The sequence below is a fragment of the Pseudomonas sp. JE3303 genome (assembly GCF_056312565.1).
The window spans coordinates 47,064-72,027 of sequence record NZ_JBWGIF010000016.1; the positions used below are offsets into that span (position 1 = coordinate 47,064).

Genomic DNA, 24,964 nt, shown 5'->3' on the forward strand with positions numbered 1-24,964 from the left:
TTTTTCATGGTGCAAGGAGGAGCTGATGAGCAAGGTTATCGTCGAATCGCTGGTGTACCACCTGGCTGGAAAAACCTATGAGAGCCGCCTGGTGTACACCCAGGGTGCACTGGCACAACCGGCCCTGGTGATGGCGCCGAACTGGATGGGCATAGGCGAGGGCGCAGAGCGCATTGCCCGTGAAGTGGCCGAAAAAGGCTACGTGGTATTGATCGCCGATCTCTACGGCCAGTCGGTGCGTCCGGTCAACGCGGACGAGGCGGGCGCGGCAATGATGCCGCTGAAAAACGACCGTGCGGAGCTGCGCAAGCGCATGGAAGCTGCCCTGGCCCAGTTGCTGGCGCAATCCAGGGCGTTGCTGGAGCCGGGCAAGGTCGCCGCGTTCGGCTTCTGCTTCGGCGGTTGCTGCGCGCTCGAATTGGCGCGTAACGGGGCAGACCTGAAGGCCGCGGTATCCTTCCATGGCACGCTGGATACGCCCAACCCGGCCGATGCCAAGCGTATCAAAGGCGCGGTGCTGGTGTTGCATGGCGCCTCCGATCCACTGGTGCCGCGTGAGCAGTTGCCAGCGTTCGAAGAGGAAATGAATGCCGCGAAGGTCGACTGGCAATTGCTCAGCTACGGGGGCGCGGTGCATTCCTTCACCGATCCTGCGGCCAATACCCCTGGCAAGATGCAGTACGACCGTCGTACCTCGCTGCGTGCGTTCCAGGCGATGCATAACCTGCTGGCCGAAGTCTTCCAACGCTAGCGTGGTCTGCTGCAAGCGCGGTCCCGCACGGGACCGCGTCGGTTGCTGAACCGTCGATCACTTCCCCCGGTCTACTCTGTGTCCAATCCGTCGAAGGAAACTGCCGATGATTGCCAGGGGCCTGGCCGTTCTATTGCTCTCGGGAATGCTTTGCCTCCCGGCGCATGCGCGTGAATACCGTTACAGCGATGCGCATCTGCATTACGTCGACTTCTTCCAGGAAACCGAGGGCATGCCCGCGCTGCTCAAGGCAATGGACGAGGCGGGTGTCGAGCACTCGATGATTTCAGGCGTGGCAGTCGCCAAGAAATGGCATGAAGACGAACCCAAGCGCCCTCGCTATTACGCCGGCGACGATGCGGCAGCCTATTGGTACAGCGCCACCGACGTCTACGTCGCAGCGGCGCTGCAGCAGTTGAACGAGACGCAGCGCCAGCGGTTTCATCCATTTCTCACGGGTTTCAACCCGGTCGACAAGAACGCCGCGAGCCATATCGAGCGCATGCTTGATCTCTATCCTGGCCTTTGGCAGGGGATCGGCGAAGTCTTCACCCGCCACGATGACCTTACCGCGTTGACCAGCGGCGACACCCCTCGTGCCAACAACGAGGCGATGACCCGCGTCTACCACCTTGCGGCTGAGCGCGACCTGCCGGTGCTGCTGCATTCCAACATCACCTCCAAGCGTGAGCGCAATCCGCTGTACCTGGCGGAAATAGAAGAGCCTTTGCGCAATCACCCGCACACCCGATTCATCTGGGCCCATGCTGGAACAAGCATGGAGATCCACCGGCACCAGACAAAGATGGATTTTCTCCTGCCGACCCTGACACGTCTGCTGGAGGATTATCCAAACCTGTATGTCGACCTGTCATGGAGCGTGTTGGAACCCTATCTGCTGGATGACGGGAAGCAGCCGCGCCAGTCCTGGATAGCGCTTGTGCAGCGCTTCCCGGACCGCTTCATGCTAGGGTCGGACGTGGTGGGGCGGTTTGGCAGCGTGGGTGAACAGATGCACGGGTTCAAGCCTTTCCTGGACGCCTTGCGCGAGGACGTTGCGCAGAAGGTTGCCCGGGATAATTTCCTGGCGGTGTTGCCCAGGCACTGAAGCAAAAAAAAGCCCCGAACCAGTCGGGGCTTTCTTCTACAGGCTCAGGACCTACTTGCCCTGCCAGCGCTTGAGCACCAGGGTGGCATTGGTGCCACCGAAGCCGAAGCTGTTGCTCATGACAGTGTCGATCTTGGCGTTTTCCTGCGTTTCAAGCTGAATCGGCAGATCGGCAACGGCAGGGTCCAGCTCTTCGATGTTGGCGGAGCCGGCAATGAAATTGCCTTCCATCATCAGCATGCAGTAGATCGCCTCGTGAACACCGGCGGCGCCCAGCGAGTGACCGGACAGGCTCTTGGTCGAGCTGATGGCCGGGGCCTTGTCGCCAAAGACTTCACGTACACCCTTCATCTCGGCAACGTCACCGACCGGGGTCGAGGTGCCGTGGGTGTTCAGGTAGTCGATCGGACCGTCGACGGTGGACATGGCCATCTGCATGCAGCGGATGGCACCTTCGCCGCTTGGAGCGACCATGTCGTAGCCGTCGGAGGTCGCGCCGTAGCCAACGATTTCAGCATAGATCTTGGCGCCGCGGGCCAGAGCGTGCTCCAGCTCCTCGACCACGACCATCCCGCCGCCGCCAGCGATGACGAAGCCATCGCGGTCGTTGTCGTAGGCACGCGAAGCTTTCTCGGGAGTCTCGTTGCGCTTGCTGGACAGGGCGCCCATGGCGTCGAACAGGAACGACTGGCTCCAGTGTTCTTCTTCACCGCCACCAGCAAATACCACGTCCTGCTTGCCCATCTGGATCTGTTCCATGGCGGTGCCGATGCAGTGTGCGCTGGTAGCGCAGGCAGACGCGATGGAGTAGTTCAGGCCCTTGATCTTGAACGGGGTCGCCAGGCACGCCGAAACGGTGCTGCTCATGGTCCGGGTAACGCGGTACGGGCCAACACGCTTGACGCCTTTCTCGCGAAGAATGTCCAGCGCTTCCATCTGGTTCAGGGTCGACGCGCCGCCGGAGCCTGCGATCAGGCCGGTACGCGGGTTCGACACCTGGTCTTCGGTCAGGCCGGAGTCCTTGATCGCGTCCTGCATGGCCAGGAAGGCGTATGCGGCAGCGTGGCCCACGAAACGGAAGACCTTGCGATCGATCAGTTCCTCGAGGTTGAGGTCGATGGAACCGGAAACCTGGCTACGCAGCCCCATTTCCTTGTATTCCGGGTTGAAACGAATGCCCGGACGGCTGTTGCGCAGGTTTTCGGTGACAGTAGCTTTGTCATTGCCCAGGCACGATACGATGCCCAGACCAGTAATAACGACGCGGCGCATGCGAATAACCCTTAGAAATTGTCAGTGGAAGTGAACACGCCGACCCGCAGGCCTTCGGCGGTGTAGATCTCGCGGCCGTCGACGCTGACCGAACCATCTGCGATGGCCATGTTCAGCTTGCCTTTGAGGACGCGCTTGATCTGAATGTTATAGGTGACCTTCTTCGCTTGCGGCAGGACCTGGCCGAAGAATTTCACCTCGCCCGAGCCCAGCGCGCGACCGCGGCCTGGCAGGCCCTGCCAGCCGAGGAAGAAGCCGACCAGCTGCCACATGGCATCGAGGCCCAGGCAGCCCGGCATCACCGGGTCGCCTTCGAAGTGGCAGGCGAAGAACCACAGGTCGGGATTGATATCCAGCTCGGCGACCAACTCACCCTTGCCATACTTGCCCCCTTCGGCGCTGATATGGGTGATGCGATCGACCATCAGCATGTTCGGGGCGGGCAGTTGCGCATTACCCTGGCCGAACAGCTCACCGCGACTGCAGCGCAGCAGGTCTTCCCGAGTAAAGGCGTTTTGTTTGGTCATGCGAGCTCCTCAATAATCCCCGTGTGGCAGGGGGCAAATCTTCCCGACCGACCCATCGCGCTGGCGCATGGGGCAGTAGCCTACAGGTAGACTATTGCGTTGTAGTGAAAGTCACAGCGCACCAGGTAAAAGAAGTACAGGTGTGCACTGAAAAGTCTATTCTCAGGCCCGGCGAAGGTCCTGTCCAGTCTGTAAGACTGCCCCACTTTAGCATTTATCGCCAGTCACGGCTGTTTGTCCGGGCAGCCATCGCTGCAGAACCTGCTGCAGCTCAATGCGCTTGAAGGGTTTGCTCAGGTAATCGTTCATTCCTGCCTCAAGGCAGCGCTCTCGATCACCCTGGAGCGCATTGGCGGTCAGCGCGATGATCGGCAGATGCGCTCCCTGAGGCAGCTGGCGAATGCGACGAGTGGCTTCGTAGCCGTCGACCAGCGGCAACCGGCAATCCATCAGGGCGGCGGCGAAGTGCCGCTTCCCGGCCTGTTCCACCGCCTGCAAGCCATCCGCTGCCACGCTGACGTCGAAGCCCAGGCTGCGCAGCATGGCTTCGATCACGGTCTGGTTTACCGGGTTGTCTTCCACCAGCAGGATAGGCCGGCCCAGGCCGACCGGCGCGCTGCCCATACTGGCCGGGGCGGGCAGGGCGGCTGGTGCGCGGCCCAGGGCGAGGGTGACCTCCAGGGTAAAGGTCGAGCCTTGGCCTACGCGGCTCTCCCCGCGCAGACTGCCGCCCATGCGTTCCGCCAAGGTGCGGGCGATCGCCAGGCCCAGGCCTGTCCCACCATAACGCCGTGATATGGAGCTGTCGGCCTGCTGGAAGGCGACGAACATCGTTTCCAGGCGATTGCTGTCGATGCCGATGCCGGTGTCGCGCACGGCGCATGTGAGCTGTATCTGTCGGGGGTCGATCACCTGCCAGCGCGCTTCGACTTCGACCTCGCCGCGTTCGGTGAACTTCAGTGCGTTGCCGATCAGGTTCAGCAGGACTTGGCGAATGCGTGTCGGATCGCCCGTCACTTGCAGCTGGTCCGTCCCCGCCGTCAGGGCCAGGCTCAAGGACAGACCGCGCTGCAAGGCGCTGTGCTGGAACGATTGCACGCTGTTGGCGATCAGCTCGCCCAGGTTGAAGTCGATATGCTCAAGCTCAAGTGCGGCGCGCTCGATGCGCGAGAAATCAAGTATGTCGTTGATCACTTTGAGCAGGTGCTCGGTGGACTCGCTGGCCACCGCGGTGTACTCGGCCTGCTCCTCGGTCAGGCGGGTGGTTTCCAGCAACTGGAGCATCCCCAGCACGCCGTTCATCGGTGTGCGCAATTCGTGGCTCATCATCGCCAGGAAGTCCGACTTGGACTTGTTCGCCTGCTCGGCTTCCTCGCGCGCCTCGATCAGCTGGGTCATGGCGTGCTGCTGCTCATGGCTGGCCTGGTCCAGCGCGCTGGCCAGGTTGTTGATATGCCGGGCCAGGTGGCCGAGCTCGCTGTCATCCACCACCGGCAAGGGCGCACTGAAGTCACCTTGGGCAATCGCTTTCACCGCATGGCCGATGTCGCTGATCGGGGTCGCCAGGCTTTGCGCCAGGCGGCGGGCCAGGAGGAAAGTGAACAGCAATGCGAACAGCGCGAGGATCGCGGCCTTGATGACGATTTCCTGCTGCCGCTGGCTGAAGGCATCGTCGGACATGCCGACGATCACCCGCCCCAGGTAATCGTCGCCGACGGTGGGTGCGGGCGCCTTTCCTTGCTGCAGGAAGTCACTGTCCAGTCGGATCTGCTGCAGGCGGATGGGAGCCTGGAATACTTCGACCTGCTGAGCGCGGTTGGCGCTCTCGTCGGCCTGTTCGACGTACACCAGGATGTGATTGCGGCTGTCCTGTACCTCCAGAAAACGCACGTGGGGGATGCTCAAGGTGGCCTGCATGAGGCTCTCGAGCACTTCGTTGTTGCCCGAGATCACACCGTACTCCGATGCCGGGGCGAGTTGATTGGCGATCAGTTGGCCAGTGTGGTTGAGCTCCTGGCGCAGGTCCTGGATGCGCACGAAGGTAAAGAAACTGATCAGCAGCAGCGTGAGCAGCAGCGCAGGGCCCAGGCTGATGATCTGGGTCCGGGTGTGGATGTCCCAGCTCATGCGTTTGCTCATGGGGTGGTTTCTCCTTCGGCCAGTGCCAGCGCGGCGGCTTGCTCATCGATCGGTTCAAGGCCCAGGGCGCGGGCGACCTGCTGGTTCCCGCTGACGCCGAAGTGCTCCGGATAAAGGCTGCGCGGCCACTGGGCCGGCGGCTGGTCGAGCAGGGTGTCGAGCATCGCAAGCCAATCCTGCTGGCCGCTGAAAGTGCTGGCCAAGGCGCCGGCGCGGACGAATCCTGCATTGGGGCCGATCAGCGGCATCTGCCGGGCGTAGCTGCTGAGGAGCAGGTTCTTGGCGGTCTGGGCGTTGTAGAGGTCGGGGTCGTCGACCCCCAGCAGCACGTCGCTGTTACCCAACAGATGCTGCAGCGGCCGGCTGTCACGCAGCTCTGGCCACTCCTGAGCAATGATCTCAAGGCCCAGCACCCTGGCCGCCCGGCGCAGTTCGTCGAGCAGGAAGCGGCTGTGCTCGCCATACAGGACGCCAACCCGGCGCGCCTGTGGCAGCAGGTATCGGGTCAGGCGCAGTTGGCGATCCAGGGGCGGGTCGCTCCACAGTAGGCTCACATTCGCCGGCCGCGACTTTCCCAGGCGTTGCTGGGCCTGTACGCGGCTGACCCGCATGGCAAGCGCGGGCGGGCCGTCGACCTGTGCGAGCCGCCAGTCGAGCGCGGCGCCGTCGAGCAGGATCAGCCGGATATCGCCCTTGAGCTGGTTCGGCGGCGGCAGTTTCCGGACGGCCATGAAACGCACGTGGTCCTGCGGGCGGCGTGCATCCAGCGCCGCCACGAAGCTGCGGATGCCCGGCTGGTCGTCGGCGCCCACCAGCACGATCTCGTTGGCCGAGAGCGAGCCCAGGGGCCACAGGCACACCAGCAGCAGGCAGCGCAGCAGGCGCGGCATCAGAACTCCAGCTCCGCGCTGACGCTCAGGCGATGCCGGCTGTCATAGCGGTTATCGATCGCGGTGGTCGGCTCGTCGTCAAGGCGCTGCTGCCACAGCGCCGCCAGTTCCAGGCTGGTGCCTTGCCAGCGCAGGCGCTTGGCAAGGCGCAGGTCCAGGCGCTCATAACGGTATTCGTTGAGGGCGTCATCGCCGTAGTAGAACAGGGCACTCGACCATTGGTTGCCCCAATCACGCATCCAGCCGGCCGAGCCGCTGTTGCGCGCGCTCATGCGGCGATCGTCGGGATTGCTGGCCCAGGCATCGACATAGGCGTAGGTCAGGCGCAGGCGGTCGCGCCGGGTGGCGCGCCAGTCCAGCTGCGCTTCGCTGCCGGTGAAGCGCGCCTTGTTGGCGTTGCTGGCGATGTACTGGTTGTTGCGCAGCGGCTCGCTGATCATGCCGGTGATCTCGTCATGAAACAGCTTCACATCCAGGTTCAGGTCCAGGTCGCTGAAGTACCCGTTGTAGCCCAGTTCCCGTGAGCGCATGCGTTCCTGGTCAAGGTCGCCCGGTCCGCGGGTCTTGACGAAATACTCACCGTGCTGCTGGCCGAAGGCGGTAGGAGTGAGGTTGTTGACCCGGTAGCTCCAGTTGACGTTGTCCTCGAACATGTCGGGCGAGCGCACGGCCTCGGAGTACACCGCACGCAGGCCGTGGCGCGGGGTGATCAGGTAGTTGACCGCCAGGCGTGGCGTCAGTGAGCTGCCGGCCAACCGGGTGTTCTCGAACATCGCGCCGCCTTGCAGGATCCAGTGCTCATCGGCACGCCATTCGAGCTGGCCGAACACTCGCCAGGTCTGGTCGGTGAGGCTGCCATTGAAGTAGGTCTGCGAGTCGGCCCGGTCATGGCGGTAATTGAGGCCGCTGAGCAGGCGCAGGCTGTCGGTCAGGCTCAGGGTGTCCTGGACTTCGAGATCGTAGCGGGTTTCGCGGGTGCTCTGGTCTACGTCGCCACAGACTACTTGGCCGCCGCCCTGGGTGTCCCATTGCGCTTTGACGGTGTCGCGCAGCGACTGTTGCAGTGGATCGCTGCTGTTGGGCGGTGCGGTGATGTTGCGTGCCACCTGTTCGGCATAGTTGGGGTCGAGCTGCCAGAGGCGGGTCAGTTCGGGACTGAACGACAGTGCTGCGTCGCACGCGCGCCACACCTGCTGGCGGTCGAAGTGCTGCGCCGTGCCCTGCACGTACAGGCTGTGCTCGGGGTTGAAGTCGATGTTCCAGCGCAGCGAGCCGGCATAGTCCTTGGCATTGACGTCAGCGTTGTTGCCGGCGGCGGTCACGTATGGGAATACCGGCTTGTAGGTGTACGGGCGCTGGTTGCTGCCTTCCTTGGCGGCGAGCTGCCAGTCCAGGCTCTGGTTGGGCGCGAGGCTGTGGCTCGCACTGATGTTGAAGCGGGTCAGGCGGCGGCTGTCTCGGTAGTCCTCGCCGAACTGGTTGCTGTCGAAGCCATCGTCGGCCATGCCTGACAGCGAGAGGCGCAGGTCACCCGTGTCCCAGCCCATGCCTTGGCTCGCATACCAGTCGTTGATTCCGTCGTCGCCACGGGTGACCTTCAGCCGTGTGCCATGGCTGTCGGCAGGGTTGCGGGTCAGGATGTTGACCACCGCCATCAGCGCGTTGGCGCCATAGCTGACCGTATTGGGGCCGCGGAACACTTCGATCCGCTCGATGTCTTCCATTGCGACGGGAATGTCGCTCCAGTCCACCGTGGCCAGGCCCGCCCGGTACACCGAGCGGCCATCGATCAGTACCTGCATGCGCCGGGCGTCATTGACGTTGCTGCCGTGATAGTTGACGGTCGGCTGGTTGCCCGCACCGTAGCCGATCATCATGCCCGGCACCAGGCGCAACAGCTCGGGGATATCACGGGCACCGCTGGCGCGGATCAGTTCGCTGTCGAGCACGGTCATGCTGCCAGGCACCGCCGCGGGTGATTGCTTGAGGCGCGTGGCGGTCAATACCTGGGGCAGGGACGGGTTGTCGATGAACAGGTCGTCGGCCAGTGCCGGGCCGCCGCCCAGCAGGGCGGTCAGCAATAACAGGCGCGGGGCGGGAGGCGGGCCAGGGAACACGGTACGGCCTTGTATCAGTGATGAGACAGGCATGTTAAACGACCGTGCCGCTTTTGCCAGTGACGCAACTGGCATTGCAGCGCGTTTCTGCCTTTGGTCCTGACTGATTCCCTCCGTATAATGCACATGTTGCCACTTCTTATTGGCCTTGACGGATTGGATATGACTGAACAGCAGCCTGTGGCAGTTCTGGGAGGCGGGAGTTTCGGTACCGCCGTGGCGAACCTGCTGGCAGAAAACGGCATCCCGGTACGGCAATGGATGCGCGACCCCGTGCAGGCCGAGGCCATGCGCACCCATCGCGAGAACCCGCGCTATCTCAAGGGCATCAAGCTGCAGGCCCTGGTCGAGCCGGTCAACGACCTGCTGGCCACCCTGCAGGCATGCAGCCTGGTCTTCGTCGCCTTGCCCTCCAGCGCCCTGCGCAGCGTGCTTGCGCCCCATGCAGAACTGCTGAGCGGCAAGTGCCTGGTGAGCCTGACCAAGGGCATCGAGGCGCAGAGCTTCAAGCTGATGAGCCAGATCCTCGAAGAGATCGCCCCCGAGGCACGCATCGGTGTGCTATCCGGCCCGAACCTGGCCCGCGAGATTGCAGAGCATGCGCTGACCGCGACCGTGGTGGCCAGTGAGGACGATGAGCTCTGCCAGCGCGTGCAGGCAGTGCTGCACGGGCGTACCTTCCGCGTTTATGCCAGCGCCGATCGCTTCGGGGTCGAGTTGGGCGGGGCGCTGAAAAACGTCTACGCGATCATTGCCGGCATGGCGGTGGCGCTGGGGATGGGGGAGAACACCAAGAGCATGCTGATCACCCGCGCATTGGCCGAGATGACCCGCTTTGCGGTGAGCCAGGGCGCCAACCCCATGACCTTCCTGGGCCTCGCCGGAGTGGGCGACCTGATCGTTACCTGTTCCTCGCCCAAGAGCCGCAATTACCAGGTCGGATACGCGCTTGGCCAGGGATTGAGTCTCGAGGAGGCGGTCAATCGCCTGGGCGAGGTCGCGGAGGGGGTCAACACACTCAAGGTGCTCAAGGCCAAGGCCCAGGAACTGCAGGTGTACATGCCGCTGGTAGCGGGGCTGCACGCGATCCTCTTCGAAGGGCGTACGCTCAACCAGGTGATCGAGTTGCTGATGCGCGCCGAACCCAAGACGGATATCGACTTCATCTCCACCAGCGATTTCAATTGATTACAGGAGTGACCCATGAACGACGCCCCAAACCGCGCCCAGCGCGAATCGATCATCCTGCGTGTGCTGTGGATGCTGGTGTTTCTGGTGATCTGGCAACTGGCCGAGCTTTTGCTGGCCGGCCTGGTGCTGGTGCAACTCATCTACAGGCTGATCTACGGCGCGCCGAGCCTGAGCCTGATGAACTTTGGCGACAGCCTGAGTCAGTTCCTGGCCCAGATCGGCCGTTTCGGCAGCTTCCACAGCGACCAGAAGCCCTGGCCTTTCGCGGATTGGCCGGCCCCGCGCACGCCTGAAGGCGAACTGCCGCACAGCGTCGCCCCGGCGCCGCACCCGGTACGTGATGAAGAGCCCAAGCTGTGAAGCTCTGGGTGATGCGCCACGGTGAGGCCGAACCGCGTGCCAACAGCGATGCCGAGCGGCGCCTGACCACCCACGGGCGCGAACAGGCGCTGCGCAGCGCGGCGCGCCTGCTTGGCGAGCCATTGCAGGTGATCATCGCCAGCCCTTACGTACGCGCGCAGCAGACCGCTGCGCTGGTGCATGGTGCGCTGGGGTTCGCCGAGCCCGTGCGCACCGTGCCCTGGCTGACGCCTGACAACGACCCCCAGCAGGTGATCGCCGAACTGGACCACCTGGGGCTGGAGCACGTGTTGCTGGTCAGCCACCAACCTCTGGTCGGAGCCTTGGTAGGCTTGCTCGAGCACGGCCATTACCAGGCGCCAGCGGCGATGAGCACTGCCACCCTGGCCGAGCTCGAGGGCGACTGGCCGCTTGCGGGGTTGATGACCCTGCTGGGCCTGCACGCCGCTTGACCTGATCGCCCTTGTCGATGGCCTATCCGTACATTGCCCGTCCCTCGCGGCATGTCGACAATAGGCTATTACTCAGTCCGGGAATCGTGGTCATGCCGCAACCGATCTTCTTCGCCCATGCCAACGGTTTTCCTTCGGCGACCTACGGCAAACTCTTCGCTGCCCTGGCGCCAGACTACCGGGTCCTTCATCTCCCCCAGCATGGCCATGACCCGCGTTTTCCGGTCGATGACAACTGGCAGAACCTGGTCGATGAACTGCTCCACCACCTGGCCCAGCAGGACGGCCCGGTCTGGGGTGTCGGTCATTCGTTGGGCGGGGTGCTGCACCTGCATGCCGCCATGCGCTGCCCGCAGTACTACCGCGGGGTGGTCATGCTCGACTCACCCGTGCTGACCGCTACCGACCAGTGGCTGATCCGCGCGGCCAAGCGCTGGGGCTTCATCGACCGCATCACCCCTGCCGGGCGTACCCTCGGCCGGCAGGAGGCGTTCGCCGACCGTGACACTGCCCGGGCCTACTTCGCGGGCAAGTCGCTTTTCCGTCACTTCGATCCAGAGTGCCTGGAGGACTATCTGGAGCATGGCTTGCAGCCTGCGGGTGATGGCCTGCGCCTGCGCTTTGATCCCGCCACGGAAATCAGCATCTATCGCAGCCTGCCGCACACCCGGCCTGGCACGGTGCGCAAGCTTGAAGTCCCCCTGGCCATGATACGGGGCAGCGAAAGCCGGGTGGTCCGCCGGCACCACGCCTACGCGGTACGCGGCATTCCCCGGGGCGAGTACCATAGCCTGCCAGGCGGCCACATGTTCCCGCTGGAGCGGCCAAGCGACACGGCGAGCCTGATCAAAGGCCTGTTCGATCGCTGGAGCCTGGCATGAGTGCTCAGGTGGAGGAAGTGCGCCTGAGCCTCGGGCACATCGAGCTGGCTGCTCATCTGTCCGGTCCCGCCGATGGACTGCCGGTCATCGCGCTGCACGGCTGGCTGGACAACGCCAACAGCTTCGCGCGCCTGGCGCCGCGTCTCAGAGGCCTGCGTATCGTCGCACTCGACCTCGCCGGCCATGGTTATTCCGAGCATCGCCCGGCCGGCGCAGGCTATGCGCCGGCCGACTATGTCCACGACGTGCTGCGTGTCGCCGAGCAGCTTGGCTGGCAACGCTTCGCCTTGCTTGGCCACTCCTTGGGCGCGATTGTCTCGGTGCTGCTGGCGGGCGCCTTGCCCGATCGGGTCAGCCACTTGGCCTTGATCGACGGTGTCCTGCCGCCTGCCAGTGGTCCGCAGGATGCCGCCGAGCGCATGGGCATGGCGCTGGCAGCGCAGTTGCGTCTGGAAACCAAGCGAAAGACGGTCTACGGCACGCTTGAAGACGGTGTCCAGGCGCGCATGAAGGGGATGGTCGCTGTCAGTCGTGATGCGGCCGAGCTGCTTGCCCGGCGCGGCCTGATGCCGGTATCGAGTGGTTACAGCTGGCGCAGTGACAGCCGCCTGACCTTGCCATCGCCAACCCGTCTGGACCAGGACCAGGCCATGGCGTTCGTGCGCCGGATCAGTTGTCCGGCCCGCCTGGTGGTGGCCCGCGATGGCATGCTCGCGCGCCACACGAGCCTGCTCGACCAGCTACCCTTTGAGTTCGAGACACTGCCCGGCGGCCATCACCTGCATCTGAATGACGAGGAAGGCGCAACCCTTGTTGCAGACTGTTTCAATCGCTTCTTTGGCTTTCCTTGACTTGCGGCGGGCAAGTGCCGAGGCTTGGCGGGTTGAACAGGGAGACAACCAATGAAGATGCCAGACACCGCTTTCAGCCTTGGCGCCCCGTGCGACGTGGGCACCCGATGACTACACGATTGATCCGCACCACCCTGGCCGGCTGCCTTTGCCTCGTCAGCCCGCTGCTCTGGGCGTCGCCCTTGCCCGCGCCGCTGGATGCCAAGGTGGTGGATGAACGCCCTGCGGTCGAACAGGAGCGTATCTATCCGCTCGGCTCGTTGCGCAAGATCGGCAATCGGCTGCGGGTGGAAAACAAAGTCGAAAGTCGCGGTCAGGTCAGTTCCGTCACCTACGAGCTCCCCCCTGAGCGGACCGCGCGCGAGGCCTTCACCAATGCACGCGAGGCGTTGCAGAAGGACGGCGGGTATCCGCTGTTCTGGTGTCAGGGTCGCGATTGCGGCGAGGCCAGCCTGTGGGCCAACGAAGTGTTCAAGAACGCCCGCCTCAATGGCGGTGACGAGCAGCAGGCGTTTATCCTGCTGCGCCGCAGCGCTGAACAGGACAACACTCTGGTGTCGCTCTACAGTGTTACGCGGGGCAACAAGCGCGCTTATCTGCATGTCGAGGAGTTTGTCGCCAGCACCCCGTTGGGCACATTGCTGCCCACGCCGGCGACCGTGCTGCACGAATTGCGCGACACCGGCAAGCTCGACTACCCGGACCTCGCCCAGCCGCAAGAGGATTGGGTCACCCTGCTCGGGCGCAGCCTGAACCTGGACAGCACCCTGCGCGCCAGCCTCAGCGGTGCCCAGGCAGAGGCTTGGCGGGAGCAGCTGGTAGGGGCTGGCGTGCGGGGTTCTCGCCTGGAAGTCGGCACATCAGCCACCGAAGGGCTGCACCTGGAACTCATCCGTTGAGTGAGGCTGCTCATGGTCAATAACGATCGCCTGCTGGTGCAGATCATGTTGCTGGCGCTGCTGGGCGCCGGCCTCTGGGTGTTGGCACCGTTCATCTCGGCGCTGCTCTGGGGTGCGATCCTGGCCTTTGCCAGCTGGCCACTGATGCGGGTCCTGACGCGGGCACTGGGTGGTCGTGAAGGCCTGGCCGCAGGGCTGCTCACCGGTCTCTGGTTCCTCCTGGTCGCCTTGCCCTTGGTATGGTTGGGTTTCAACCTGGCCGACCATGTCCGCGATGCTACGGCTTTTGTACGTGATGTGCAGGTCGACGGGTTCCCCGATGCGCCGGAATGGCTGGGCGGTATTCCGCTCGTGGGCGGACGGCTCGTTGGGATGTGGAACACGCTTGACCAGCAAGGCTCCGCCTTCCTGGCATCGCTCAAGCCTTACTTCGGGCAGGTGGGCAACTGGCTGCTGGCGCGCAGTGCGCAGATCGGTGGCGGGATGCTGGAGCTGACGCTGAGCCTGGTCTTCGTGTTCTTTTTCTACCGTGACGGCCCGCGGCTGGCGGCCTTCGTGCTGCGGCTGCTGCAGCGGTTGATTGGAGACCGTGCCGGGTATTACCTGGACCTGGTCGCGGGAACGGTCCAGCGCGTGGTCAATGGTGTGATCGGCACGGCGGCGGCCCAGGCAGTGCTTGCGCTGATCGGTTTCCTGATTGCTGGCGTGCCCGGCGCGCTGGTGCTGGGGATCGTGACCTTCATGCTCAGCCTGATCCCCATGGGCCCGCCGCTGGCATGGGTGCCGGCCACCGCCTGGCTGGTATGGAAAGGTGACTACGGCATGGCCGTGTTTCTCGGGATCTGGGGTACTTTCATCATCAGTGGCGTCGATAATGTGCTCAAGCCTTACCTGATCAGCCGGGGCGGCAACCTGCCGCTGGTGATCGTGCTGCTTGGCGTGTTTGGCGGGTTGCTGGCGTTTGGCTTTATCGGGCTCTTCATTGGGCCTACGTTGCTTGCAGTGGCCTACAGTTTGTTGCTGGATTGGAGTCGGAGTACGGTGCCGCCGTCGGGGGCTTGATCGGGCTTGATGGCTTGGGGGTTGGGCGTTGTATTGGGTGAATATCCATTTGCTGTAGTGACGCGTGAACCGGTGTCGTCCTTACGGCGAGTCACTTCTGTCTTGGCAAAAGTAACCAAAACCGCTGCCCCTCCATGGGCCCTACGCTGCGCTCCCGGTTCCCTCCCTCCGGTGCCGCTCGGCCTGCTGGAAAGGGGCGGTAGATCAAGAGCCGGATCAAGAGCCGGAGCTAGAGGTGTTTTCCCTTCTTGTTCATCGTCAATCTCCAGCTGTGCACAGACCTGTAATCGCGGTGTGTCAGGCACTCCGCGTGTGCAGGTTTTACGAACCCTGCGGGGCCGCTTCGCGACACAAGGCCGCTCCTACAGGTCCAGCGAGCTGAGCCACTAGGCTTTTGATCTGGCTGTTGATCTTGATCTACCGCCCCTTTCCAGCAGCCCCGGAGCGACACCGGAGGGAGGGGACCCGAAGCGAAGCTTAGGGCCCATGGAGGGGCAAGATTTTTTGGTTACTTTTTCCTGAGCCGGCACACCGGTCGTCTGGAAAAGTGACTCGCCGTGAGGGTGAAGCCGGTTTAAGCGCCACTACAATAAATTGGATATTCACCCAATAACCCAAGCCCCCCAAAAAACCTAACGCCCACAATCCTCCCCCAAAAACGCCGCCTCCAACAACTGCCGTGTATAACCATGCTGCGGCGCATGAAAGATCCCGGCCGCATCCCCTTGCTCAACCACCTGCCCCTGCTTGATCACCATCAACTGATGACTCAAAGCCTTCACCACCGCCAGATCATGACTGATAAACAGGTACGTCAGGTTGTACTTGCTCTGCAGCGAGCGCAACAATTCCACGACCTGCCGCTGCACAGTACGGTCCAGCGCCGAAGTAGGCTCATCGAGCAGAATCAACGCCGGCTTGAGCACCAGCGCCCGGGCAATGGCGATCCGCTGGCGCTGGCCGCCGGAAAACTCGTGCGGATAACGGTGGCGGGTACGGGGATCCAGGCCCACTTCCTCCAACACCGCGATAATCGCCGCTTCCTGCTCTTCAGGACTGCCGATCCGGTGAATGCGCAGGCCTTCACCGACGATGTCTGCCACGCACATGCGTGGGCTGAGGCTGCCAAACGGATCCTGGAACACCACCTGCATCTGCCGGCGCAGCGGCCGCACCTCTTTCTGGTTGAGGCCCGCGAGCGACTGACCCTGGAAGCGGATTCCGCCCTGGCTCGAGATCAGCCGCAGGATGGCCAGCCCCAGGGTCGACTTGCCCGAGCCGCTTTCGCCGACAATGCCCAGCGTCTGTCCCTGGGGCAGGCTGAAGTTGATGCCATCGACGGCCTTGACGTGATCCACGGTACGGCGCAGCAGGCCTTTCTTGATCGGGAACCATACGCGCAGGTCATCGACCTCCAGCAACGGCGCGCCCACTGGGTTGGCAGCAGGCTCGCCGCTGGGCTCGGCGCCGATGAGCATCTGCGTGTAGTGATGCTGCGGAGCGCGAAACAAGGTCTGGCAGTCGGCCTGCTCGACGATCTGCCCGCGTTGCATCACACAGACACGGTGGGCTACGCGCTTGACCAGGTTCAAGTCATGGCTGATCAGCAGCAAGGACATGCCCAGACGTGCCTGCAGCGATTTGAGCAGGTCGAGGATCTTGAGCTGGACAGTGACGTCGAGCGCCGTGGTGGGTTCGTCGGCGATCAGCAGCTCAGGCTCGTTTGCCAGGGCCATGGCGATCATCACCCGCTGGCGCTGGCCGCCGGAAAGCTCGTGGGGCAGTGCCTTGAGGCGCTTGCGCGGCTCGGGAATGCCGACCAGGTCAAGCAGTTCCAGGGTGCGCGCGGTGGCCTGCTTGCCGGTCAGGCCCTTGTGCAGCAGGAGAATCTCGTTGATCTGCTTTTCGATGGAGTGCAGCGGATTGAGCGAGGTCATCGGCTCCTGGAAGATCATCGCGATGCGGTCGCCGCGAATGCGCTGCATGGGCTTTTCGCCCAGCGTCAGCAGGTCCTGCCCGGCATAGCGGATGCTGCCACTGGGATGTCGGGCCAGGGGGTAGGGCAGCAGGCGCAGGATCGAGTGCGCGGTGACCGACTTGCCCGAGCCGCTCTCGCCGACCAGCGCCAGCGTCTCGCCCTTGCGGATGTCGAAGCTGATGCCCTCGACCACCCGCTGCACCTGCTCGCCGCTGACGAATTCGACCGAGAGGTCGCGGACTTCGATCAGGTTTTGCTCGTTCATCTCATTTCCTCGGGTCGAAGGCATCGCGGGCGGATTCACCGACGAACACCAGCAGGCTCAGCATCAGTGCCAGCACGGCGAACGCGCTGATGCCCAGCCACGGCGCCTGCAGGTTGGACTTGCCCTGGGCTACCAGCTCGCCCAGCGATGGCGCGCCGGGTGGCAGGCCGAAGCCGAGGAAGTCCAGTGCGGTCAGGGTACCGATGGCCCCCGTCAGGATGAACGGCATGAAAGTCATGGTCGAGATCATCGCATTGGGCAGGATGTGCCGGTACATGATCGCGCCATTCTTCATCCCCAGTGCGCGGGCGGCACGTACATATTCCAGGTTGCGGCCCCGCAGGAATTCGGCGCGCACCACATCCACCAGGCTCATCCAGCTGAACAACAGCATGATTCCCAGCAGCCACCAGAAGTTCGGCTGGACGAAACTTGCCAGGATGATCAACAGGTACAGCACCGGCAGCCCCGACCAGATCTCCAGGAAGCGCTGGCCCACCAGGTCGACCCAGCCGCCATAGAAACCCTGCAAGGCACCGGCGATCACCCCGATGATGGAGCTGAGCACGGTCAGCGTCAGGGCAAACAGCACCGATACCCGGAAGCCGTAGATTACCCGGGCCATCACGTCGCGGCCCTGGTCGTCCGTGCCTAGCCAGTTGTCCGCCGAGGGCGGGGCAGGGGCAGGGACCTTGAGGTCATAGTTGATGCTCTGGTAGCTGAAGCGGATCGGCGCCCACAGCACCCAGCTGTCCTTGGCGGCGAGCAGTTCGCGGATGTAGGGACTCTTGTAGTTGGCCTCCAGCGGGAATTCGCCGCCGAAGGTAGTCTCCGGATAGCGCTTGAACGCCGGGAAATACCACTGGCTGTCGAAGCGCACGGCGATTGGCTTGTCGTTGGCGACCAGTTCGGCACCCAGGCTCAGGCCGAACAGGATCAGGAAGAGCCATAGTGACCACCAGCCACGACGATTGGCCTTGAAGCGCTCGAAGCGCCGACGGTTCAGAGGAGACAAGGCCATTTCAGTGCTCCCGGCTGGCGAAGTCGATGCGTGGATCGACCAGGGTGTAGGTCAGGTCGCCGATCAGTTTCACCACCAGCCCCAGCAGGGTGAAGATGAACAGGGTGCCGAAGACCACCGGGTAATCGCGGTTGATTGCCGCCTCGAAGCTCATCAGGCCCAGCCCGTCGAGGGAAAAGATCACCTCGATCAGCAGCGATCCTGTGAAGAAGATGCCAATGAAGGCTGAAGGAAAACCGGCGATGACCAGCAGCATGGCATTGCGGAACACATGCCCGTACAACACCCGCGGCCGGCTGAGGCCCTTGGCCTTGGCTGTGACTACGTACTGCTTGTTGATCTCGTCGAGGAAGCTGTTCTTGGTAAGCAGGGTCATGGTGGCGAAGTTGCCGATGACCAGCGCGGTGATCGGCAGCACCAGGTGCCAGAAGTAGTCCAGCACCTTGCCGGTGGTCGAGAGCTCGTCGAAGTTGTTCGAGGTGAGGCCGCGCAGCGGGAACCAGTCGAAGTAGCTGCCGCCCGCGAACATCACGATCAGCAGAATAGCGAAGAGGAAGGCCGGGATGGCATAGCCGACGATGATGGCGGAGCTGGTCCAGACATCGAAGTGACTGCCGTGGCGCACGGCCTTGGCGATCCCCAGCGGGATCGACACCAGGTACATGATCAAGGTGCTCCATAGCCCCAGCGAGATCGATACGGGCATTTTCTCGGCGATCAGGTCGATGACCTTTGCGTCACGGAAAAAACTGTCACCGAAATCGAGTGTCGCGTAGTTCTTGACCATGATCCAGAGACGTTCGGGCGCCGACTTGTCGAAGCCGTACATGTGCTCGATTTCAGCGATCAGGGCCGGGTCCAGGCCCTGCGCGCCGCGATAATTGGAACCGGCCACGGAGACTTCGGCACCACCCCCGGCGATACGGCTGGTGGCGCCCTCGAAGCCTTCGAGCTTGGCGATCATCTGCTCGACGGGACCGCCAGGTGCGGCCTGGACGATGATGAAGTTGATGACCAGGATGCCGAACAGGGTGGGGATGATCAGCAGCAGGCGGCGCAGGATATAGGCGAGCATGTCAGTTCGCCTCGTCCGGCTGGTGATCCGCGGACAGCTGCGGGTTCACCGCGGGAGTGACCTCCGGCTTGATCCACCAGGTATCGATGCCGACGTCATACTTGGGTGAAGTCTCGGGGTGACCGATGTGGTTCCAGTAGGCCACCCGCCAGGTCTTGATATGCCAGTTGGGGATCACGTAATAGCCCCACAGCAGTACTCGGTCGAGGGCGCGCGCATGGTTGACCAGACTCTGGCGGGAATTTGCATTGATGAGGTTCTCGACCAGCTGGTCGATGGCCGGATCACGCAGGCCGATGAAGTTGCGGCTGCCAGGGTTGTCGGCCGCGCTGCTGGACCAGAACTCACGTTGTTCGTTGCCAGGCGAATTGGACTGGGGAAAACCACCGACGAGCATGTCGAAGTCCCGCGAGCGCAGGCGGTTGATGTACTGCGGCACTTCGACACGGCGGATGTTCAGCTCGATGCCCAGATCGGCCAGGTTGCGCTTGAACGGCAGCAATACCCGTTCGAACTCGGTCTGGGCGAGCAGGAACTCGATGGACACCGGGTTGCCTTGGGCATCGACCATCTTGTCGTCGACTATCTTCCAGCCCGCTTCCTGCAACAACTTGTACGCCTTGCGTTGCTGTTCACGGATCATGCCGCTGCCATCGTTGACCGGATTCCTGAACACCTCGGTAAAGGCCTGCTCGGGAACCTTGCCGCGCAGCGGTTCGAGGATCTTCAGCTCGTCTGGCGAAGGCAGGCCGCTGGCGGCCATCTCGGAATTGTCGAAATAGCTGCCGGTACGGGTGTAGGCACCGTTGAACAACTGCTTGTTGGTCCACTCGAAGTCCAACATCAGGCTCAATGCCTGGCGCACCCGTACATCCTGGAACACCGGACGGCGCAGGTTGAACACAAAGCCTTGCATGCCGGTAGGGTTTCCGTTGGGGAGTTCCTCCTTGATCAACCGCCCCTCGCGCACGGCCGGGACGTTGTAGGCGGTGGCCCAGTTCTTCGCAGTCATTTCCAGCATGTAGTCGAACTGCCCTGCCTTGAGGGCTTCGAGGGCGACAGTGTTGTCGCGGTAATAGTCGAAGGTCATGGCATCGAAGTTGTAGAAGCCACGGTTGATCGGCAAGTCCTTGGCCCAGTAATCCTTGACGCGCTCATAGCGGACGGAGCGGCCGGCCTTGACCTGCGTGACCTTGTAAGGCCCGCTGCCCAGGGGGATTTCGAGGTTGCCGCGGGTGAAGTCGCGGTGTTCGTACCAGTGCTTGGGCAGCACCGGCAGTTGTCCAAGGATCAGCGGCAGCTCGCGGTTGTTGGTGTGCTTGAAGCGGAAGAGCACCGTGAGTGGATCCTCGGCCACCACTTCGGCAACGTCGCCGTAATACACCCGGTACAGCGGCGCACCTTTGCTGATCAAGGCATTGAACGTCCAGACCACGTCGTCCGCCCGCAGCGGGTGGCCGTCGTGAAAGCGTGCCTCGGGACGCAGGTAGAAACGCACCCAGCTGTTGTCCGGGGCTTTTTCGATCTTGCCAGCCACCAGGCCGTACTCGGTGAAGGGTTCGTCCAGGCTCTGGCGCATCAGCGTGTCGTAGATGCCGCCGACGTTCTCGGCCGCCACGCCCTTGTTGATGAACGGATTGAGGCTGTCGAAGCCGCCAAAGCTCGACTGCCTGAAGGTGCCGCCCTTTGGCGCATCCGGGTTGACGAAGTCGAAGTGCTTGAAATCGGCCGGATATTTCGGCGGCTCGTCGTAAAGCGTCAGGGCATGCTGCGGTGCGGCCATCGCGGGGAGGCTCAGGCAGGCGAGCAACAGGCTGCCGGCCAGACGGCGCAGGCGGTGTGTTGGCGTCATTGGGGGTGCTCCGAAGTCTTGAGCCACCAGCTGTTCAAGCCCAGGGTATAGGGCGGCGTGGTGACGAAAGCGAACCGATTGCGGTAGGCCAGGCGGTGATTGTCGAGGTACCAGTTGGGAATCATGTAGTAGTGCCAGGACAGCACCCGGTCCAGGGCGCGGGCGGCGGCCACCTGGTCATCGCGGCTGCGTGCGGCCAGCAGGGTGTCGAGCAGGTGGTCGACCACCGGGTCCTTGATGCCCGCGTAGTTCTTGCTGCCCTTTACCTGGGCCTGGCTCGAATGGAAGTACAGCCATTGTTCAAGTCCGGGGCTGAGGGTCTGGCTCAGGGTCATCAGAATCATGTCGAAGTCGAACTGGTCCAGGCGCTGTTTGTACTGGGCACGGTCGACGGTGCGCAGGCGCGCGTCGATACCGATGCTGGCGAGGTTTTCGACAAAGGGCTGGAGGATACGTTCGAGGTTCGGGTTGACCAGCAGCAGCTCTATCCGGAACGGCCGGCCCTTGCTGTCCTGCAAGCGCTGGCCCTGGAGGGTCCAGCCAGCATCGGCGAGCAATGCCAGGGCCTGGCGCAGGTTTTGCCGGCCTACCCCGCGACCATCGGTCTGGCTGACCCGATAGGGCTCGGTAAACAGCGCTGCGGGCAAGTCGTCACGGAAGGGCGCGAGCAGCAGCCATTCCTTCCCCACCGGCAGGCCGCTGGCGGTGAACTCGCTGTTGGGGTAGTAACTGGTCGAGCGCTTGTAGGCGCCACTGAACAAGGCGCGGTTGGTCCACTCGAAATCGAGCAGCAGGCCCAGTGCCTGGCGCACGCGCACATCACTGAGGTTGGCCCGGCGGCTGTTCATGAACAGGCCTTGGGTCTGGGTCGGGATACTGTGCCGGATCTGCGCCTTGATGACCTGGCCGCGCCGCACCGCCGGGAAGTTGTAGCTGTTGGCCCAGTTCTTGGCCTGGTGTTCGATGTAGATGTCGAACTCCCCGGCCTTGAAGGCTTCGAAGGCGACCGTCGCGTCCCGGTAGAACTCGAACTCGACCCGGTCGAAGTTGTACTTGCCGCGATTGACGGCCAGGTCTCGGCCCCAGTAGTTCTTCACCCGCTCGAACACCAGGCTGCGGCCTGGCTGTACCCGTGTAATACGGTACGGACCACTGCCCAGGGGCGGTTCGAAGGTGGTGGCCTTGAAGTCGCGGCCCTGCCAGTAGTGCCTGGGCAGTACCGGCATCTCTCCCAGACGCAGGATCAGCAGCGGGTTGCCGGCGCGCTTGAAGACAAAGCGAATACGCAGTGGCCCAAGGATATCGACCCTTTTCACCTCCTGCAGGCTGGTGCGGTAGATCGGGTGACCTTCCTTGAGCAGCGTGCGGTAGGAGAACGCCACGTCGGCCGAGGTGATCGGCTTGCCATCGTGGAAGTGAGCCTCGGGACGCAGGTTGAACACTACCCAGCTTCGGTCCTCGCTATATTCGACGGTTCGAGCGATCAGGCCGTAGCTGGAGGTGGGCTCATCGCCAGACGGATCGTACTGGCCGGTCCCGACCATCAACGGCTCATTGAGCTCATTGATCCCATACTGCAGGAAATTGGGCGTGGTGACCGGGCTGCTGCCCTTGAAGGTGTACGGGTTGAGGGTATCGAACGTGCCGAATGCCATGGCCCGCAAGGTGCCGCCCTTGGGCGCTTGCGGGTTGACCCAGTCGAAGTGGGTGAAGGTGGCCGGATACTTGAGCGTGCCGAACTGGGCGTAACCGTGGCTTTCGCTGACCGTCGCGCCTGCGGGAAAGCTCAAGACCAGGCTCAATGTCAGCAACAGGAGGGGACGTATCAAGTCTGTTATCCGATCCAGGCGGCTTGGGCTTTGTCGGGGTACAGTAACAGCTTGTATGGGATGGAAAAAGAGCAGTGCGCAGGACCCGGATTCAGGTCCTGCGGGGAGTGCATCAGTGTCCGACGTAAACGGTAAGCGTCTGTCCAGGCTTGAGCGCATGTCCGCTGCGCGGATTCCAGCGCTTGAGGTGCTTCATCTCGACATTGAAGCGCTTGGCAACGAGGTACATCGAATCACCCTTGCGCACCTTGTACTGGGTCGAGCGCTGCTTGTTGGCGGCAAGCTTGCCCGCACTGGCGCTGGCCGGGGCCGAGCCACCGCGCAGCGCGAGCACCTGGCCGGTCTTCAGGCGCGAACCGGAGATGCGGTTCCAGCGCTGCAGCTCCTTGACCGACACACGGTTGGCGCGGGCAATGCTGCCCAGGTTGTCGCCACGCTTGACCCGGTAGCTGCGGCTGCCCGCAACGGGGGCCGAGGCCTCTGCCAACGCCGTCTCGAAGACTGCCTTCTTGGGCTGCAAGGCAAGCAGCTGTTCAGGCTTGAGGTTCGACAGGCTGTCGGTCAGCAGTTGCGCCTTGGCCGTCGGCACCAGCAGCTGCTTGGGCCCGTCCACGGTCATGCGCTTCTTGAAGGCCGGGTTGAGCTGGATCAGCTCGTCTTCGTCGATGCCGGAGAACGCGGCCACGCGCGACAGGTCCAGGCGGTCGTTGATGGCGACGGCTTCGAAGTAGGGCTCGTTGGCCACCGGGCTCAGGTTGACGCCGTAGGCTTCGGGGGTTAGTACCACCTGCGACAAGGCCAGCAGCTTGGGTACGTAGTTGCGCGTTTCCTGGGGCAGCGGCAGGTTCCAGAAATCCGTGGGCAGGCCGAGCTTTTCGTTGCGTTCGATGGCGCGGCTGACAGTGCCCTCGCCAGCGTTGTAGGCGGCCATGGCCAGCAGCCAGTCACCGTTGAACATGTCGTGCAGGCGCGACAGGTAATCCAGCGCTGCGTTGGTCGATGCAGTGATGTCGCGGCGGCCGTCGTAGAAGCTGGTCTGACGCAGGTTGAAATGGCGCCCGGTGGACGGGATGAACTGCCACAGTCCGACCGCATGGGCGCGCGAATAGGCCATTGGGTTGTAGGCGCTTTCGATGGCTGGCAGCAGCGCCAGCTCCAGCGGCATGTCGCGCTCTTCGAGACGCTCGACGATGTAGTGCAGGTAGAGACTGCCCCGCTCGCCAGCGGTCTCGAGGAATGACGGGTTGCTGGCGAACCACAGGCGCTGCTGCTCGATGCGCGGGTTGACGCCGATCACATCCTGCAAGGCGAAGCCCTGGCGCATGCGCTCCCAGACATCCTGCGGGGCCTGCTCGACCGGCTTGACCGCGATGATCACAGGCTTGGGCTTTATCCGCGCCTGATACTTGTGCGCGCGTACGCTGTCGGTTTCGTCGACCCGAGCATTGCTCTGGCAGCCCACCAATGTGGCGGCCAAGGCGAGAACGCTGGCTTGGGCCAGGCGCGTCAGGGCGACGGAATGAGCGGTCTTGCGGCTACAGGATGGCATCGGCTTGGACAGTTATCCGGGCAAAAAGTTGGGGGATTCTAGGAACCACCCCTTGCCTGGTCAACCTTTGACCGACCCTTTCGATATATCTTGAGATTATCAGAAGCCGTCTTTCCAGCGCCTCAAGGCAGCAAAAACGGCCACGGGACCATCGTTTGCGTGCCCAGCCCATTCGTCTATTTTTTGTTTAACGGATGTTTCAGTTATGCGAAGAAATGGATTGGTCAGGCGCTCAAGCGCGATATTGGAAGGCAAGGTGATGCGATCTTCGGCGCGCAGCCGGGTAACGTCTTCCAAACGCTGTACAACGCTCGAGTTTTCCGGGTCCACCACGCAAGCGAAGCGCAGGTTGGCAAGGGTGTACTCGTGAGCGCAGTAGATCAGCGTTTCACCAGGAAGGGCGGCCAGGCGGCCGAGGGACTGGTGCATCTGGGCAGGCGTGCCTTCGAACAGGCGGCCGCAACCTGCGGCGAACAGCGTGTCGCCTGGAAACAGAAGCGGGACCGGTGCCTGCGCGGTGTAGTAGGCGATATGCCCGAGGGTATGGCCGGGGACCGCCATTACTTGAAGCTCGAGCCCCAGTACACGCACCTGCTGACCGTCCTCCACAGCTAGGTCGCGCGCCGGGATGCGCTCGTTGGCGGGCCCGCATACCCGCGCTCCGGTGGCGCGCTTGATGGCCTCGACACCGCCGACGTGGTCATGGTGGTGATGGGTGATGAGGATGTCCTCCAGTACCCAGTCAGGATTCGCCTGCAGCCATGCCAGCACTGGCGCAGCGTCACCCGGATCAACCACCGCGCAGCGACGTTTGGCAGTATCCTGTAACAACCATATGTAGTTGTCCGAGAAAGCGGGTAGAGCGTCGATCTGTATCATGGTGCTATCGCCAATG

General features: G+C 63.1%; 21 protein-coding genes. 9 read left to right on the forward strand and 12 right to left on the reverse strand.

Translation table 11 applies throughout. The features are described 5' to 3' along the window. The first annotated feature begins 25 nt into the window (after positions 1–25). Both AC0ZZU_RS21630 and AC0ZZU_RS21635 read left to right on the forward strand, forming a co-directional pair. On the forward strand, positions 26–751 hold the full coding sequence (locus AC0ZZU_RS21630) for a dienelactone hydrolase family protein (RefSeq protein WP_476343323.1): 726 nt from the start codon (positions 26–28) through the stop codon (positions 749–751). A gap of 106 nt (positions 752–857) precedes the next feature. Next, entirely contained in the window at positions 858–1,859 is a 1,002-nt protein-coding gene (locus AC0ZZU_RS21635; protein ID WP_476343324.1) for an amidohydrolase family protein, read from the forward strand. A 51-nt stretch (positions 1,860–1,910) separates the two neighbouring features. Here AC0ZZU_RS21635 and fabB read toward each other — a convergent pair whose 3' ends face one another. From fabB to AC0ZZU_RS21660, 5 genes are all read right to left on the reverse strand, one after another. Then, positions 1,911–3,131, reverse strand: a complete 1,221-nt coding sequence (gene fabB / locus AC0ZZU_RS21640; RefSeq protein ID WP_476343325.1) for a beta-ketoacyl-ACP synthase I — start codon at positions 3,129–3,131, stop codon at positions 1,911–1,913. Positions 3,132–3,142: 11 nt separating this feature from the next. Continuing rightward, positions 3,143–3,658 carry a 3-hydroxyacyl-[acyl-carrier-protein] dehydratase FabA gene (gene fabA, locus AC0ZZU_RS21645; protein ID WP_158461923.1) on the reverse strand — a complete coding sequence of 172 codons (516 nt, stop codon included), beginning with the start codon at positions 3,656–3,658 and terminating at the stop codon, positions 3,143–3,145. A 207-nt stretch (positions 3,659–3,865) separates the two neighbouring features. Next, on the reverse strand, positions 3,866–5,797 hold the full coding sequence (locus AC0ZZU_RS21650) for a response regulator (protein ID WP_476343326.1): 1,932 nt from the start codon (positions 5,795–5,797) through the stop codon (positions 3,866–3,868). Further along, positions 5,794–6,687: an ABC transporter substrate-binding protein gene (locus tag AC0ZZU_RS21655; protein ID WP_476343327.1), complete on the reverse strand. Its 894-nt coding sequence runs from the start codon at positions 6,685–6,687 to the stop codon at positions 5,794–5,796. Before AC0ZZU_RS21655 ends, AC0ZZU_RS21650 begins: the two co-directional genes overlap by 4 nt. Then, positions 6,687–8,837 (reverse strand): TonB-dependent receptor plug domain-containing protein, encoded by a 2,151-nt coding sequence (locus AC0ZZU_RS21660; protein WP_476343328.1) that lies wholly within the window; start codon positions 8,835–8,837, stop codon positions 6,687–6,689. The genes AC0ZZU_RS21655 and AC0ZZU_RS21660 overlap by 1 nt, the downstream gene beginning before the upstream one ends. A 129-nt stretch (positions 8,838–8,966) precedes the next feature. Between AC0ZZU_RS21660 and AC0ZZU_RS21665 the strand changes: the two genes are divergently transcribed. The 7 genes from AC0ZZU_RS21665 to AC0ZZU_RS21695 all read left to right on the forward strand — a co-directional run bounded on the left by AC0ZZU_RS21665 (position 8,967) and on the right by AC0ZZU_RS21695 (position 14,500). Then, a complete protein-coding gene (locus tag AC0ZZU_RS21665; protein WP_476343329.1) occupies positions 8,967–9,992 on the forward strand; it encodes an NAD(P)H-dependent glycerol-3-phosphate dehydrogenase in 1,026 nt (341 codons plus the stop codon). Positions 9,993–10,007: 15 nt separating this feature from the next. Continuing rightward, a complete protein-coding gene (locus AC0ZZU_RS21670) occupies positions 10,008–10,355 on the forward strand; it encodes a DUF4389 domain-containing protein (RefSeq protein WP_476343330.1) in 348 nt (115 codons plus the stop codon). Further along, positions 10,352–10,807, forward strand: coding sequence for a phosphohistidine phosphatase SixA (sixA, locus tag AC0ZZU_RS21675; RefSeq protein WP_476343331.1), 456 nt, complete (start codon positions 10,352–10,354; stop codon positions 10,805–10,807). The genes AC0ZZU_RS21670 and sixA overlap by 4 nt, the downstream gene beginning before the upstream one ends. Positions 10,808–10,899: 92 nt before the next feature. Then, positions 10,900–11,688: an alpha/beta fold hydrolase gene (locus AC0ZZU_RS21680; RefSeq protein WP_476343332.1), complete on the forward strand. Its 789-nt coding sequence runs from the start codon at positions 10,900–10,902 to the stop codon at positions 11,686–11,688. After that, the gene (locus tag AC0ZZU_RS21685; protein WP_476343333.1) at positions 11,685–12,539 is read left to right on the forward strand and encodes an alpha/beta hydrolase; all 855 of its coding nucleotides are present in this window, start codon (positions 11,685–11,687) and stop codon (positions 12,537–12,539) included. The genes AC0ZZU_RS21680 and AC0ZZU_RS21685 overlap by 4 nt, the downstream gene beginning before the upstream one ends. Positions 12,540–12,646: 107 nt before the next feature. After that, positions 12,647–13,438 carry a DUF4892 domain-containing protein gene (locus AC0ZZU_RS21690; protein ID WP_476343334.1) on the forward strand — a complete coding sequence of 264 codons (792 nt, stop codon included), beginning with the start codon at positions 12,647–12,649 and terminating at the stop codon, positions 13,436–13,438. A gap of 12 nt (positions 13,439–13,450) precedes the next feature. Further along, complete coding sequence (locus AC0ZZU_RS21695) at positions 13,451–14,500, forward strand: AI-2E family transporter (RefSeq protein WP_476343335.1); 1,050 nt, start codon at positions 13,451–13,453, stop codon at positions 14,498–14,500. 632 nt (positions 14,501–15,132) lie between these two features. On the opposite strand, the gene AC0ZZU_RS21700 is transcribed toward AC0ZZU_RS21695, so the two are convergent. The 7 genes from AC0ZZU_RS21700 to gloB all read right to left on the reverse strand — a co-directional run bounded on the left by AC0ZZU_RS21700 (position 15,133) and on the right by gloB (position 24,948). Beyond that, on the reverse strand, positions 15,133–16,743 hold the full coding sequence (locus AC0ZZU_RS21700) for an ABC transporter ATP-binding protein (protein ID WP_476343336.1): 1,611 nt from the start codon (positions 16,741–16,743) through the stop codon (positions 15,133–15,135). 1 nt (position 16,744) lies between these two features. Next, complete coding sequence (locus AC0ZZU_RS21705; RefSeq protein WP_158461835.1) at positions 16,745–17,764, reverse strand: ABC transporter permease; 1,020 nt, start codon at positions 17,762–17,764, stop codon at positions 16,745–16,747. A 1-nt stretch (position 17,765) separates the two neighbouring features. Further along, positions 17,766–18,839, reverse strand: coding sequence for a microcin C ABC transporter permease YejB (locus tag AC0ZZU_RS21710; protein ID WP_476343337.1), 1,074 nt, complete (start codon positions 18,837–18,839; stop codon positions 17,766–17,768). A gap of 1 nt (position 18,840) precedes the next feature. Continuing rightward, the gene (locus tag AC0ZZU_RS21715; protein WP_476343338.1) at positions 18,841–20,691 is read right to left on the reverse strand and encodes an extracellular solute-binding protein; all 1,851 of its coding nucleotides are present in this window, start codon (positions 20,689–20,691) and stop codon (positions 18,841–18,843) included. Beyond that, complete coding sequence (locus AC0ZZU_RS21720) at positions 20,688–22,517, reverse strand: extracellular solute-binding protein (protein ID WP_476343366.1); 1,830 nt, start codon at positions 22,515–22,517, stop codon at positions 20,688–20,690. The genes AC0ZZU_RS21715 and AC0ZZU_RS21720 overlap by 4 nt, the downstream gene beginning before the upstream one ends. A gap of 115 nt (positions 22,518–22,632) precedes the next feature. Beyond that, positions 22,633–24,069: a lytic transglycosylase domain-containing protein gene (locus tag AC0ZZU_RS21725; protein ID WP_476343339.1), complete on the reverse strand. Its 1,437-nt coding sequence runs from the start codon at positions 24,067–24,069 to the stop codon at positions 22,633–22,635. Between the two features lie 99 nt (positions 24,070–24,168). Next, positions 24,169–24,948, reverse strand: a complete 780-nt coding sequence (gene gloB, locus AC0ZZU_RS21730) for a hydroxyacylglutathione hydrolase (protein WP_476343340.1) — start codon at positions 24,946–24,948, stop codon at positions 24,169–24,171. Between the last annotated feature and the right edge of the window lie 16 nt (positions 24,949–24,964).